The 13,311-nt window shown below is 61.6% G+C and carries 18 protein-coding genes; 15 read left to right on the top strand and 3 right to left on the bottom strand.

Annotated elements, in window-relative coordinates:
- Nucleotides 1–140 precede the first annotated feature (140 nt).
- Nucleotides 141–293 (bottom strand): hypothetical protein, encoded by a 153-nt coding sequence (locus AC13C7_RS00270; protein WP_482866226.1) that lies wholly within the window; start codon nt 291–293, stop codon nt 141–143.
- Complete coding sequence (locus AC13C7_RS00265; RefSeq protein ID WP_482866225.1) at nt 290–433, bottom strand: transposase; 144 nt, start codon at nt 431–433, stop codon at nt 290–292. The genes AC13C7_RS00270 and AC13C7_RS00265 overlap by 4 nt, the downstream gene beginning before the upstream one ends.
- Nucleotides 434–790: 357 nt before the next feature.
- On the opposite strand from AC13C7_RS00265, the gene AC13C7_RS00260 reads away from it, so the two are divergent.
- From AC13C7_RS00260 to AC13C7_RS00250, 3 genes are read left to right on the top strand one after another with little or no spacing between them, the layout of a single operon-like run.
- Nucleotides 791–1,060, top strand: a complete 270-nt coding sequence (locus tag AC13C7_RS00260; RefSeq protein WP_482866224.1) for a hypothetical protein — start codon at nt 791–793, stop codon at nt 1,058–1,060.
- Entirely contained in the window at nt 1,057–1,374 is a 318-nt protein-coding gene (locus AC13C7_RS00255; protein ID WP_482866223.1) for a type II toxin-antitoxin system RelE/ParE family toxin, read from the top strand. Before AC13C7_RS00260 ends, AC13C7_RS00255 begins: the two co-directional genes overlap by 4 nt.
- Nucleotides 1,375–1,378: 4 nt before the next feature.
- A complete protein-coding gene (locus AC13C7_RS00250) occupies nt 1,379–2,614 on the top strand; it encodes a hypothetical protein (RefSeq protein WP_482866222.1) in 1,236 nt (411 codons plus the stop codon).
- Between the two features lie 114 nt (nt 2,615–2,728).
- Here AC13C7_RS00250 and AC13C7_RS00245 read toward each other — a convergent pair whose 3' ends face one another.
- Nucleotides 2,729–2,962: a helix-turn-helix domain-containing protein gene (locus tag AC13C7_RS00245; RefSeq protein WP_482866221.1), complete on the bottom strand. Its 234-nt coding sequence runs from the start codon at nt 2,960–2,962 to the stop codon at nt 2,729–2,731.
- A gap of 140 nt (nt 2,963–3,102) precedes the next feature.
- Between AC13C7_RS00245 and AC13C7_RS00240 the strand changes: the two genes are divergently transcribed.
- The 12 genes from AC13C7_RS00240 (at nt 3,103) to AC13C7_RS00185 (ending at nt 13,176) form a co-directional block, all read left to right on the top strand.
- Entirely contained in the window at nt 3,103–3,375 is a 273-nt protein-coding gene (locus AC13C7_RS00240) for a DNA -binding domain-containing protein (protein ID WP_482866220.1), read from the top strand.
- Between the two features lie 131 nt (nt 3,376–3,506).
- Nucleotides 3,507–3,677, top strand: coding sequence for a transcriptional regulator domain-containing protein (locus AC13C7_RS00235; RefSeq protein WP_193142252.1), 171 nt, complete (start codon nt 3,507–3,509; stop codon nt 3,675–3,677).
- Between the two features lie 28 nt (nt 3,678–3,705).
- Nucleotides 3,706–4,251 (top strand): DUF2285 domain-containing protein, encoded by a 546-nt coding sequence (locus tag AC13C7_RS00230; RefSeq protein WP_482866219.1) that lies wholly within the window; start codon nt 3,706–3,708, stop codon nt 4,249–4,251.
- 176 nt (nt 4,252–4,427) lie between these two features.
- Nucleotides 4,428–4,709 (top strand): helix-turn-helix transcriptional regulator, encoded by a 282-nt coding sequence (locus AC13C7_RS00225; protein WP_021100692.1) that lies wholly within the window; start codon nt 4,428–4,430, stop codon nt 4,707–4,709.
- A gap of 4 nt (nt 4,710–4,713) precedes the next feature.
- Nucleotides 4,714–5,172 (top strand): DUF2840 domain-containing protein, encoded by a 459-nt coding sequence (locus tag AC13C7_RS00220; protein WP_482866218.1) that lies wholly within the window; start codon nt 4,714–4,716, stop codon nt 5,170–5,172.
- Nucleotides 5,169–5,690 carry a S26 family signal peptidase gene (locus tag AC13C7_RS00215; protein WP_482866217.1) on the top strand — a complete coding sequence of 174 codons (522 nt, stop codon included), beginning with the start codon at nt 5,169–5,171 and terminating at the stop codon, nt 5,688–5,690. The genes AC13C7_RS00220 and AC13C7_RS00215 overlap by 4 nt, the downstream gene beginning before the upstream one ends.
- Nucleotides 5,691–5,754: 64 nt before the next feature.
- Nucleotides 5,755–6,387: a lytic transglycosylase domain-containing protein gene (locus AC13C7_RS00210; RefSeq protein WP_482866216.1), complete on the top strand. Its 633-nt coding sequence runs from the start codon at nt 5,755–5,757 to the stop codon at nt 6,385–6,387.
- Between the two features lie 247 nt (nt 6,388–6,634).
- Nucleotides 6,635–8,392, top strand: a complete 1,758-nt coding sequence (locus tag AC13C7_RS00205; protein WP_482866215.1) for a relaxase/mobilization nuclease domain-containing protein — start codon at nt 6,635–6,637, stop codon at nt 8,390–8,392.
- A 17-nt stretch (nt 8,393–8,409) separates the two neighbouring features.
- Nucleotides 8,410–10,404 (top strand): conjugal transfer protein TraG, encoded by a 1,995-nt coding sequence (locus AC13C7_RS00200; RefSeq protein WP_482866214.1) that lies wholly within the window; start codon nt 8,410–8,412, stop codon nt 10,402–10,404.
- Between the two features lie 9 nt (nt 10,405–10,413).
- Complete coding sequence (locus tag AC13C7_RS00195; protein ID WP_482866213.1) at nt 10,414–10,836, top strand: ribbon-helix-helix protein, CopG family; 423 nt, start codon at nt 10,414–10,416, stop codon at nt 10,834–10,836.
- Nucleotides 10,837–10,999: 163 nt separating this feature from the next.
- Nucleotides 11,000–11,854: a BrxR family helix-turn-helix transcriptional regulator gene (locus AC13C7_RS00190; RefSeq protein ID WP_482866212.1), complete on the top strand. Its 855-nt coding sequence runs from the start codon at nt 11,000–11,002 to the stop codon at nt 11,852–11,854.
- Nucleotides 11,851–13,176, top strand: a complete 1,326-nt coding sequence (locus tag AC13C7_RS00185; protein WP_482866211.1) for a DEAD/DEAH box helicase family protein — start codon at nt 11,851–11,853, stop codon at nt 13,174–13,176. The genes AC13C7_RS00190 and AC13C7_RS00185 overlap by 4 nt, the downstream gene beginning before the upstream one ends.
- The last annotated feature ends 135 nt before the right edge of the window (nt 13,177–13,311 follow it).

Below are 13,311 nucleotides of genomic sequence, written 5' to 3'. Positions count from 1 at the left end.
GCGAGACGCGTCATCTGTTCGATAAAGACGGGATACAAGTCGGCGGTCCGGTCGCGCCTGATAGGCCAGGCTCGACCGTGAAATCCCGACCAGCCTGCACGCTCGCCGCTCCGAAAACTGATGTTCGTCCATCACCGTCTTCACCGCATCCCGACGGCGTACAGGCCTGAGGACTTTTTTGCTAGCAGTCCCTTCAGGCGCGCGTTGTCGAGCATGGCATCGGGCAGAAGGGGCTTCAGTTCGGCATTTTCCCCCTCAAGAGCCTTCAGCCGCCGCAACTCCGAAACCGTCATGCCGCCATACTTGGCCTCCACTTGTAAAGTGTCGCATCTGACATGCCGTGCTTGCGGCACAGCTCCGAGACCTTCGCCCCCGCCGCACACTGCTGCAGGATCCCGACAATCTGTTCTTCGGTGAAACGTGATTTGCGCATCGTCTGTTCTCCTCGTTGCTTCGAACGTTACGAGAACAAACTCTCCTTTTGAATGGCCCAGTTCTTTGGGGGCAGGTCAGTTGACTTGGTCTATTCAGAGAGTAGGCTTAGCGCAAAATACGATTTAAAATCTTTTTTCGCAGTTGTTTGGCAGGAATGTATATTGGTCCATCAACTTAGAGCTTGGACTGACAGTAGCATGCTCGCAGGTAACTTCGGTAAATTCGAGACAACTGACACGTCGTTGCTGCGATTGCAATGCAGCAGCGCCGCAGGTCCGCTTTCCGCCCCTGCCCGAAGAGATTGCGAATCTTCAAGCCTTCGCCTATATGACTAAGTCATACTTCGGAGTCCAGCATGACCGTCAAGACAACCCTCAGCTTCACCGACCGCCACCATCGGTTCCTGACCAACAAGGTGGGCCAAGGCGTCTTTGCCTCGCAGAGCGCGGCTGTGGCGGCGGCGCTGGAGCAGATGATGCGTGACGAAGAAGAGCGCGAGTTGGCCCTTGGGGCGATGGCCGAGGAGATCCGGGCGCGGCTCGACACGCCGCGCGCCGACTATGTCTCGGCAGAGGACGCCTTTGCCGCCGCGCGGGCCCGGCTGCAGGCTGCGCGCGAGGCGTGAGCTATCGCATACGGTTCCATCCGGCGGTCGCGGATGATCTCGACGCCATCACGCGCTGGCTGATCGACTATGCCGGCCCGCAGTCCGCCGCGCGCCGGCTGGACGAAATCGAGGCCACTATCGCCAGCCTTGCCGACCTGCCGCACAAAGGCAGCCGCCGGGACGAAATCGCCCCCGGGCTGCGCGCTATTCCAGCAGGCCGCAAGGCCGTGATCGCCTTCACCGTCGACGATGATGCCCGCGAGGTTCATATCCACGCCGTGACCTATGCCGGGGCCGACTGGATCACGCGCAGCAAGTCGCGTGGGCGGTAGCAGAATGGCGCGCAAACCCCTTCACAAATGGGCCTTCAAACCCGGCATGCGCGCAAGCGCTTTCGGATGGCGGGGCTCCGCCAAGGCGACCCAGCGGTTGAAATCGGCCAGCGCGGAGATCCGGGCCGTCAATCGCGCGGATCCTGTCACGGCGGCGGACGGCGTGGTCGCATTGGCCGCACGGATCTGGCCCGCGTTTGAGCATATCGATACCTCGTCGGGCGCGCTTGGCACCGCCGTGCGCCGCACACTTGACGACCTTGTGCCGATCCTGATCGCCGCCCCTGCCGATGAAAAGACGCGCGCAAAATGGTTGGAGCAGCTGCGCGCGGCGATCGAGGACGATGGCGTCGACTACCTCGCGCCCATCTCGGAGCGGTTCGGCGAGATCGCCGTGTATCCCGCGCTCATGACCCTACATGCCGACAGGGACCTCGACCTGATCCATCGCGCCTGGTCGGACTGGGAGCGGTACGCACATGTCAGCACCTCAACGCTGACGCTGTCCTGCCTGCTCGAAGCGGGACGGTATGACGAGTTGCTGGCACTCCTCGCGGTCAAGAAATCCCGGCTCTGGTTCGATGACAAGTTCGGGGCCGAAGCCTTGCTTCGACAGGGCCGCGAGGATGACGCGCTCGCCTATGCCGAAGCCCTTCTGCAAGGGGATCGGCAGACATGGGGCCATCACGACATCTGCCGGTTCTGCGAGGCAATCCTGGTACGGCAAGGCAAGGCGGACGAGGCCTATCGCCGGTTCGGCCTGCCCACAGCGAGCGGAAACACCTGGCTGGCGATGTGGCGCGATCTGGTCAAACGCTACCCAGACCGGGATGCCCGTGCATTGCTGGAAGACCTGATCGCGCTCCACGGGCGCAAAGGCAAATGGTTCGCCGCGGCCAAGACTGCGACGTATTTCGACATCGCCCTCGACTGCGCGGCCGATCATGAGGCGGCCCCGGCGACGCTCATCCGCGCCGCCCGCGATTTCGCGATCAAGGAACCGGCCTTCGCTGCCGATGTCGCTCTGCATGCGATAAGGCATCTTCTGGCGGGCCGTGGCTATGAACCCAGCCCGTTCGATATCGACGAAGCCGTCGATCACCTGATGACCGCCAGCACACGCATCGACCGGCGGGGCCGGGCCATCGCGGCGCTTCAGCGACTGATGGAGACCACGCCCGGCGATGATCTGATGCAGCGCCGCCTTGGCCAGAAGCTGACCGAACTCAGTGCTGAATAGCGGATTGATCGCTATAGAAGACTATCCTGCGCAGCGCGCTGGGTTCGGCCAACGCACTGCCCTGAGCTTGCACGTTTCGACCCGAAAGCTGACTGCCCGGGCGAACGATCATGATCATCGGGAACGCACATCGCCTTCGGCACGTTCTTCGATCAATTGTGCTGGTGCTACATCCAGATGCGCCGCGACCCGTTGTAGAGTTTGCAAGGTGACATTCTGCTGGCCGCGTTCCATGGCGCTGACATGGGCACGGTCGACATCCATCGCCGCCGCCAACGCGGCCTGCGTCAGCCCACGCGCTTGGCGGTAGTGCTTGAGATTCCTTGCAAAAACAACGCGGATGTCCATCCGCAGTTAAAAAGCCTATCGCGTATTTTGGTGCGACGTATTATAATGCTCATCTGCAACCTGACTGACCGCGATCCGTTCTTGCACAGGCAATCCGATGTGCTTTTATGGACCTTAACGCCAAACGGCGAGGGGGAATCATGTCTGCCACCGGCACCACGCCGATCTCTGATCTCGCACCACAAGGCGATGATCTGACCGACTACGACCACGCACATATGACGCTTTACCTGCGCCTGTTCGACGCCGCTGAAAGCGGTGCAAGCCTGCAGGAAGTCAGCCAGATCCTGTTCGGCCTCGATGCGGACAAGGAACCGGAACGTGCCCGAAAAATCTATGACAGCCACCTCGCCCGTGCGCGCTGGATGACCGAACACGGCTATCGCAAGCTGCTTGAGGGCGGTAACGGCTGAACTTTGCGTAATTCGGCCCAGATCGGCGAACACTCGCGCAGGTTGCGCAAGTTGACCGTTCGCGTCGTCGTTTTCTTGCACCTCCCAGCTATACTCTTTCCCCATCGAAACCTCTGACGCGGAGCTTCGCCATGACCAGGGATTGGCAAGACGAAGCGGCGTATCGGCATTTCGACAGCCTCGACCTGTCCGGTTTGGCCTGGGAATGCCTGCGCCGCAATTCCGACTATCGCGCGACCTACCCGCAGATGCGGGATGGATTGAGATCACCGGCTGCATGGGGGTTGCGATTTCCCGGTTGATCCGGACATCGACGCACCCAAAGCACCCGTGTTCTGGACGCCTTCAATCGCCCCGGCAGCGGTCGGGTATGCTGTGCCGGTCCCCGGCGGCGACACCGCCGCGCCGCACATCGATGCAGATGATCTGACCGTCATCGGAACGCAGGACGGCTTGATGTATGTGCGCCTCGCAACAGGCGCGTTGCTCGTGCTGGATGCAAAGAACCTGCACCGACCCCTCGGCATCCTGGTGCCGCTGGACGAGCATTGGACGGCACGGATCAATTCGCTCGAGTCGCTCCGCGCGCAACTGCTTCATCACAAACGATCCCCTCCGCCCCTGACGTCGCAGCAGCGACGGCGCATCCAGCTTGCACTGCGCACGCTCGACGCGCGCCGGGACCGCGCCAGCTACCAAATGATCGCGCGGCACTTGTACGGCGCCGAGGCTGTGTCGCGCGAGCATTGGAAGACCAGCTCCCTCAAGGCCCAGATCACCCGACTGACAGCCCATGGCACGCATTTGACCACCAAAGGCTATCGCTTTCTCCTTCTCGGCAAAGGACCGACGGGGCGCTCCAAGCCGCGCAAGTGATCACCGCGGAGTCCCGGAATATCGAACCCCCATCAGCCCCTGATCCTGTTGGCCTTTGGGGGTGACGTTTTCACGCCGCGATCTTCGTCATCCCTCCCCACGGCGCATCTGCATTTTGATGACCTCCGACAGCCCGCGACGCGCCGTCGCGAGACCTAGCCACCGGAGATGCTCAAATGCCCGACCCCAACGAAGGACTACCGCCCCGCTACCTCAGAACCCCGGAAGCCGCCCGATTTCTCGGCCTGTCTGGCCGTACGTTGGAAAAACACCGGACCTACGGGACCGGCCCGCGCTATTCAAAAATTGGCGGACGTGTCGTCTATGCGGTCGACGATCTGCAGGCCTGGGTCACGAGGGGCGAGAAGACCTCGACCTCGGACGAGACCGAAGACCGCGTCCTGCCCGCCAAGCGCCATGCCGCCGTTTCGCCGGCCTATCTGCGGCGGGGGCGCTGAACCGATGCAGACACTTGTCCACCTCACATGGATCGAAGGGCGTATCGAGCGCTGGATCCGTTTCGGTCGGATTGCCGAGGAAACCATCCTGACGCGCACGGAAAAGCGCGTAGCCTTCACCCCCGGCGCAATCTTCGCGCTCGTCCGCTGGTCGTCGAACGACCACGGCACCGTTGAAAGCCGGATCGACATTCTGCGCGCCGTCGGCGCTGGCGAGCCCTGCTCCACGGTGCCCTGTGTGACACCGGGCGGAGAGCTTTTGCTGCGCCTCTCCGGCTGGCCCAAGGTCGAGGCGGCGCTGCGGTCCGTCGACATCGTGGAAAGCTATGGCATCGCGCCGGAAGATGTCTGCCCCGATCATTGGCGGCACGTCCACAACCGCCTGACCGCTGCATTGGAGCCCCGGCCCTACAGCCCTGCCCGGCATGCGGCCTGGCTCAAGCGACGCTTGGTGACGACATGAGCGCGGCGGCCCCTTCCCTCCTCGCGGCCGGTTTGTCCCTCAGTCTACTCGCAGCGGCACAGATCGACCGCGCACCGCGACTGATCTGGAATACCTCAGCAAGCGTGCCGATCGGACTTTACGTTGTTCGAGCGTCAAACCCGCCATCGCTGGGCGTTCTCGTTGCCGTGCGCCTGCCGGAAGACCTGTCATCCTGGGTGGTTGAGCGCGGCTATGTCGGTGCGGATACCTTGCTGTTGAAACGCATCGTAGCCGTCTCGGGCATGACCGTCTGTCGCGAAGGTCTCGATATCGCCATCGGCGGCACCGTTGTTGCCCAGGCAGCATCGGATGACCGGCACGGTCGCCCACTTCCCCGTTGGACGGGATGTGTAACGCTCGCCTCGGACGAGGTCTTCCTGCTCCTTGCTGGTGTCGCCGACAGCCTCGATGGACGCTATTTCGGATCATTGTCAGCGGACACAATCCTCGGGCGTGCCATCCCTCTTTGGACATTTGGGGCGGCGGAAGATGCATAGTCTTGAACCCGGGCACAGCCGTCGACACGCGGGCGTCACGACCGCGCTTGTACTGATCCTGTGCATGCCGATCACCGTGGCACCGTCCGCCGTGATCGCTCAGGACCGCAGTCTTCCTGCATCTGAGCAGCAACCCATCGATATCCATATCGCAGAAGCCTCGCGCAGGTTCGGCATCCCGCAGCCCTGGATTCGTGCCGTCATGGAGGTCGAGAGTGCGGGCAATCCGCGCGCGGTGAGCCACGCGGGCGCCATGGGGCTTATGCAGATCATGCCCGGCACCTGGGCCGAGTTGCGCGTAGCCTACAGGCTTGGCAATGACCCTTTCGATACACGCGATAACATCCTGGCCGGTACCGCCTATCTGCGGCAGATGTACGACCGGTTCGGGTCACCCGGCTTTCTCGCGGCCTACAATGCCGGGCCTGCGCGCTACCAAGTGCACCTTGATACCGGTCGCGCCTTGCCGCGTGAAACCCGCAATTACCTCGCCATCCTCGCGCCACTCATCGCCGATGGAACCGACGTCGCGCGGGCAGTCAGCCGCCCGCAGAGGACGCAGGACTGGCGCGACGCCCCGCTGTTCGCGGCAACGGCTGAGGAGCGTCAAACCCCGGGTGATGACACCCAACGGATTGCGTCTGACGCATCTCAGCACGGCATCTTCGTGCCTCTCCGCCGGGGGCGAACGCCATGATCCGCGGAATCGCACCATGGCGAGGTCTGGAAAGCCCGGGCGCAGAAATTTGCCGGAGAGGGTCGACGCGCAGGGTCCCAACAGAAAGAGCGCGAGATAAAAGAGGTGCCGCAAGCGGACCTCAAGCTGTTGTTTCTCTGCGAGGATTTGCGCGGCACATCCAAGCTGCATACCGCAGGACTTCACCTAGAGGTCTGATTTTGCGATATTCTTTGTGCGGCAGCATGTTCTGCGAGCGAGTGCGGCCATGACCGGGCGCGACGATGACCTCCGCATCCGGCCGGGGCGTATCCGCGACGGCGGCAAGACCTCGAAGCAACCGACACGTTTCGTCAACGAGGTGATGCGAGCTGCGCGGAAATCCGGACATACCGGCTATCGCATCGGCGCGGGCAGCATGCGTTCCGGCAACACCTCTTTCGGGCGCGGACGGTTTGCCCGAACGACCGAAGGCCTGACCCGCACCTCCCGGCGCGTCGTCGTGAAGGCCCGCGTCGTGCGCCACCAGGGCAAGCGCTTTCGCTCCGCGCCGATGGCCAAGCATCTCGGCTACCTGCAGCGCGATGGCGTCGGTCAGGACGGGCGCGACGCCGACTTGTTCGGGTCTGAACGCGATGACCTCGACCGAGGCGGCTTTGCGGCGCGCTGCGAAGACGACCGGCATCATTTCCGGTTCATCATCTCGCCGGAAGATGCGGGCGATCTCGAGGATCTGCGCGCCTTCACCCGGGATCTGATGGCCCGAGCCGAACGGGATCTCGGCACCACGCTCGACTGGGTCGCCGTCGATCACTGGAACACCGACAATCCGCATGTCCATATTCTGGTGCGCGGCAAAGACGACGATGGGCGGGACCTTGTCATATCGCGTGACTATATCAGCCGCGGGTTTCGCGCGCGCGCGGAAGACCTCGTACAACTGGAGCTGGGACCCCGCAGCGCGCGGGAGATTTCCCAAGCCTTGGAAACGCAGGTCACGGCGGAGCGCTGGACCGATCTCGACCGCGGCCTGCGCTCACTGACGGACGATCATGCCGGCATCGCCGACCTGCGCCGCGGCACGCCGGAGCCCCGCGATCCGGAGCTGCGCCGCTTGATGATCGGGCGTGCCCAGACACTGGAGAGGCTCGGGCTGGCCGAACAAATCGCCCCTGCCGTCTGGGAGTTGAAACCGAATGCTGAAGACACTCTACGAGAGCTTGGGATGCGCGGCGACATCATGAAACGGATGCACCGGGCCATGGGTGCCGAGCGCCACCGCGCGGCGGGTGATTTCGCCATCGAAGGAACGCCCACCGCGCCGATCCTCGGGCGGCTCATGGAACGCGGCTTTCATGACGACCACGGCGGGACCGGCTACGCGATCATCGACGGCGTTGACGGTCGCGTTCATCACCTGCGCTTCCGGGATCTTGATGCAACCGGCGACACGCCGCAAGGTGGTATCGTCGAAACCCGGCTCTGGACAGGAAAGACGGACGGGACACCGCAACTGTCGCTTGTCGGTCGTTCCGATCTGTCGCTGGCCGCCCAGATCGCGGCCGATGGCGCGACCTGGCTCGACCGCCTGCATCTTGCCCGGGACCGCGCACCGCTGAGCGGTGCCGGATTTGGCGCAGAGGTTCGCCATGCATTGGAGCGCCGCTCGGATCACCTTGTCGCCGAAGGCCTCGCCCGACGGCAAGGTCAGCGGGTCACCTTTGCCCGCGATCTGCTGGCCACCCTGCGCGACCGCGAACTGGACGCCATCGCTAAAGACCTCAGCACACAAACCGGCCTCCCCCACCATAAACCAACCGAGGGCGAACCCGTCGCAGGGACGTTTCGTCAACGCCTGGATCTCGCCTCGGGCCGCTTCGCCATGATCGACGACGGCCTCGGATTCTCGCTCGTCCCCTGGACCCCGCAACTCGAACGCCATCTCGGCCAGACCGTCACGGGCACGATTACGCCCGGCGGCGGGATCGATTGGAGCCTCGGGCGCAAGCGCGGGCTGAGCCTCTGAGCAGAAAGGACATCACCATGAGCCGTCAGGACACGTCATCGGCCACCAAGATCCTCTGGGGCCAGATCATCATCGTCAGCATCGTGGCGCTGCTCTTCGTCTGGGCAGCGACGCAATGGGTCGCGTTCCGTCTGGGGTTCCAGCCCCAGCTTGGCGCGCCTCTCACCACCCTGTTCGGCCTGCCGATCTATCGCCCGTGGCAGGTCTTCACCTGGTGGTACTGGTACGACGCCTACGCGCCGCGCGTCTTCATGGAAGGGGCCGCAATCGCCGGCGGTGGCGGGATCGCCGCCATTGCCGTCGCGATCTTACTGTCCGTCTTGCGGGCGCGTGAGGCGAGCGACGTGACCACCTATGGGTCTGCCAGATGGGCAAGCCCCAAGGATATCACCGCCGCTGGGCTGTTCGCAGACGACGGCGTCATGCTGGGCCGTCTCGACAAGCGCTACCTCCGGCATGACGGACCAGAACATGTGCTGTGCTTCGCGCCCACCCGCTCCGGCAAGGGTGTCGGCCTGGTGATCCCAAGCCTGCTGACCTGGCCCGGCTCCGCGATTGTCCACGACATCAAGGGCGAGAACTGGCAGCTGACGTCCGGATGGCGGGCGCGGTTCGGGCGTGTCCTGCTCTTCGATCCGACCAACGCGGCCAGCGCCGCCTACAATCCGCTGCTCGAGGTCCGCCGCGGCGAGCGCGAGGTGCGGGACGTGCAAAACATCGCGGATATCCTCGTCGATCCCGAAGGCCAGCTCGAGCGACGAAACCATTGGGAGAAGACCAGCCATTCCCTTCTGGTCGGCGCGATCCTGCATGTCCTCTATGCCGAGAAGGACAAGACACTGGCAGGCGTCGCCGCCTTCCTGTCCGATCCGCGGCGTCCCATCGTCGCCACACTGACTGCGATGATGCGGACGCCCCATCTCGGAGATCGCCCGCATCCCGTTGTCGCCCAAGCCGCGCGCGAGCTGCTGAACAAGTCCGAGAACGAACGCTCCGGTGTTCTCTCCACGGCCATGTCCTTCCTCAGCCTCTACCGCGACCCCGTGATCGCCGCCGTGACCCGGCGCTGCGACTGGCGGATCGATGATCTGGTCTCGGATGCGCGGCCGCTCACACTCTACCTCGTTGTGCCCCCGTCGGATATTTCCCGCACGAAACCGCTGGTCCGGCTGGTCCTGAACCAGATCGGCCGCCGCCTGACGGAAGAATTGCACAACACCAACCGCAAGCACCGCCTTCTGTTCATGCTCGACGAGTTCCCCGCCCTCGGGCGCCTCGACTTCTTTGAAAGCCAACTGGCCTTCATGGCGGGCTACGGTCTCAAGGCGTTTCTGATCGCCCAGTCGCTGAACCAGATCGAAAAGGCCTATGGCCAGAACAATGCCATCCTGGACAACTGCCATGTCCGCGTCGCCTTCGCGACCAATGACGAGCGCACGGCCAAGCGCTTGTCTGACGCCCTCGGCACCACGACCGAACTGCGCGCGATGAAGAACTATGCCGGCCATCGCCTGTCACCCTGGCTCGGGCATCTGATGGTCTCGCGCCAGGAAACTGCCCGCGCCTTGCTGACCCCTGGTGAGATCATGCAGCTACCGTCCGACGACGAAATCATCCTCGTGTCGGGCGCAGCCCCGATCCGGGCACAAAAAGTGCGGTACTTCCGCGATGCGCAACTGACAGCGAGAATCCAAAAGCCGCCTATCGTCGAAGCATCTGCATCCGTCAGCCCTCCGGGATCAGACGATTGGAGCTGTCTTCAGCCGATAGCGCCGCCTAGGGAAGCTTGCACGAATAAGCCCGCTGACGATGCAGATGGCGGCATCCGACGAGAGCCTGAGATCCCCGCGCATGAAGACGTGGCCCCCGAACTCCCTTTCCCGCTCGAGGAATTCGCGGCCCTCGAAGATGAACCCGACGACGAGGCCCAACGCGCCCGCGCTATGCAGACCCGCTTCCGCTCCGTCGCGCGTCAAGCGGCCCTCGATCCGGACGACGGCATCGAACTGTGAGGTGACGACATGAAGAAGGCCAAGATCACCGCCTATGTCGACGCAGCCCTCTTCGATGAAATCGACGCGCTGGCCGCGCGGCGGCGCGTCCCCAAAACCCAGATCATCGAAGCGGCACTGGCGTCGTTCCTCTCCCCCGACAGCGCCGAACAGAGCGAGGCCGCGATCGTCCGCAGGCTGGACCGCCTGACAAGGTCGCTCGAGCGGCTGGAACGCGACCAGGAGATCACGACCGAGGCGCTCGCACTGTTCGTCCGCTTCTGGCTCACGACGACACCCCCTTTGCCGGATGACACATACTTGGCGGCCAAGGCGAAAGGGAAAGAGCGGTATGGAGGCTTCGTTGAGACGCTGGCGCGACGGTTGGGTAAAGGAACGACCTTGACAAGAGAGCTATCTAGGGAAAAGCCAAACCCCGAAGTCCGAGGTTAGCAACAAAAACAGAAAAAAGTGATCCAAAATATGGATTTGCTCACAGGTCGTTGCTCAGTTTGACGTTCTGCAAGGCGTCGATTCAGGCCTCAACAAAGTCGGTTGACCTCGGTTCGGATACTTTCTATACGAATACTTATTATACCCAACCGCGAGTCGAGCGATGGCTTCCACCGAACTGAAATGGGCGACGGAACAAAGGTTCCAGTTTATCGAATACCAAGCCTTCTGGCTTGGTAGCCTCAACCGTGTCGACCTCACATCGCATTTTGGAATCTCGGTACCTCAAGCTTCCAAGGATATAGCAGCCTACCAGTCGCTATACCCGCAAAACATAAAATACGATCACAGCGAGAAACGGTACTTTGTGACGAAGGAGTTTGCGCCTCACTTCATCGAGCTGAAGCCAGATGTCTTCCTCAATGGCCTGCTGAGAGAAGCAGATGATTCCCAAACTTCTGTCCTGCTTCCGACTGAAGGTATACGGATTCCGAAACGGCTGATTGATCCTTTGGTGCTGCAACGCCTGAATGAGTGCATTGCAAACAATCAGTCGGTGGAAATCAATTATCAGTCGATGAGCCCCGGCAAACCAGATGCACTCTGGCGCCGCATCACTCCCCACAGCTTTGCAACTGATGGGCTTCGCTGGCACACGAGAGCCTACTGTCACATCGATCAAAAATTCAAAGACTTCCTGCTATCAAGGTGTCTTGGCTCCCGTGAGCCTAGCGCATCTGCCGCATCGGTGCATGACGATATCTATTGGAACAAGTCTTTCGAAATCCGCCTCGTGCCCAACCCCGCGCTGTCCGCTTCGCAGAAGAAGGTAGTGGCAACCGACTACGGCATGCGCGATGCAAGGCTTACCGTTTCCACCCGGATGGCCATGTTGTACTACTTTGAGAAGCGTTTGCGGTTAGACGTGGCGCATCTCATGGACGACCCAGGCGAATGCCCGGTGATCATTGAGAACAAGTCGGCTTTCGACGCCGCTGTCGAGGAGGCGACAAAATGACGGCCTCCAATTTCGACTTTCTAAAGGACCACTGGCCCGAGGTTTCTGTTCTTGGCGCAAGGGCCGAGAGCTACGTGATGCTCGATGCCCGGAGTGCTATATTCAATCTCCGGCTTCTGGCAGAGAATCTCGTGAAGGATATCTATTACGCACTTCATCTGCCCAAACCGGTTAGACCGACTCAAATCGATCTTCTCACCAACAGCGCCTTTGTAGCCGTGGTGCCGAAAGTCGTGCTGAACAAGCTGCATGCCATCAGGAAATTCGGAAATAAGGCGGCACATGGCGATGATGTTTCCCGGAATGACGCCCTGTGGTTGCTCAAGGAAGCTCACGATCTCAGCAAGTGGGCCATTATCAACTACTGTCAGGTCGACCACAAAACGCTGCCGACATTCGAGCAGCCAAAGCTCGAAAGCGTCGGCAAGGAACAGCAACCGCTTACTCAGCAAGAGAAGCAGACCCTCCAAAAGTTAGCTGCTCAGGAAGAGCAGATCGCTGCGCTTCTGGCAGAGGTAGAAAAGTCCCGCGAGCAAGTTGAAGCCGCCGAGAAAAAGGCTGACGAACTAGCAAGCCTCGCCAAATCCGCTCAGCAGACCGCCGACGTCCTTGAGTTCAATGAGGCGACAACTCGGTCCCGCATCATTGACAACCTGATCGCGGCTGCCGGTTGGAATGTTGCGACGGGAGAAACCTCGACGAGTGAAGTCGTGAAGGAAATGGAGGTCGATGGCCAACCTACACCGTCAGGAAAGGGCTTCGTTGACTATGTCCTGTTGGACGCAGACGGCTCACCACTGGCGGTTATAGAGGCAAAGAAAACCTCCGTCGATCCGGAACTCGGCCGAAAGCAAGCGGTGCTGTACGCAGATGCGCTTGAGAAGAAGTCTGGCCAGCGGCCGGTCATTTTCTACACCAACGGATACGACATCTGGATGTGGGACGATGCAGCCGGGTACCCGCCGAGAAAGGTGTTCGGCTACTATTCCAAGGACAGTCTGCAGTATCTGGTCAAGTTCCAGCGCAAGAGCCGCAAGGATCTTAAGTCGCTGGTACCGCAAGAGCGGATCGTCAATCGCTTGTATCAGATCGAGGCGATCAAACGCGTATCTGAGCGCTTTACCGACAAGCATCGAAAGGCGTTGATCGTTCAGGCAACAGGTACCGGAAAGACGCGTGTTGCGATCGCTCTTGCCGAATTGCTGATCCGCGCCGGATGGGCAAAGCGGGTGCTGTTCCTTTGCGACCGCAAGGAGCTCCGCAAACAGGCGAAGAACGCCTTCACTGACTTCCTCGATTCAGAGCCGATCCGGGTGGTCTGACCTGCCCCCAAAGAACTGGGCCATTCAAAAGGAGAGTTTGTTCTCGTAACGTTCGAAGCAACGAGGAGAACAGACGATGCGCAAATCACGTTTCACCGAAGAACAGATTGTCGGGATCCTGCAGCAGTGTGCGGC

It is taken from the genome of Alterinioella sp. B-7 (assembly GCF_056857775.1).
Note: the sequence above shows the minus strand (reverse complement) of the source record. Positions and strands in the feature narration are given on the sequence as shown.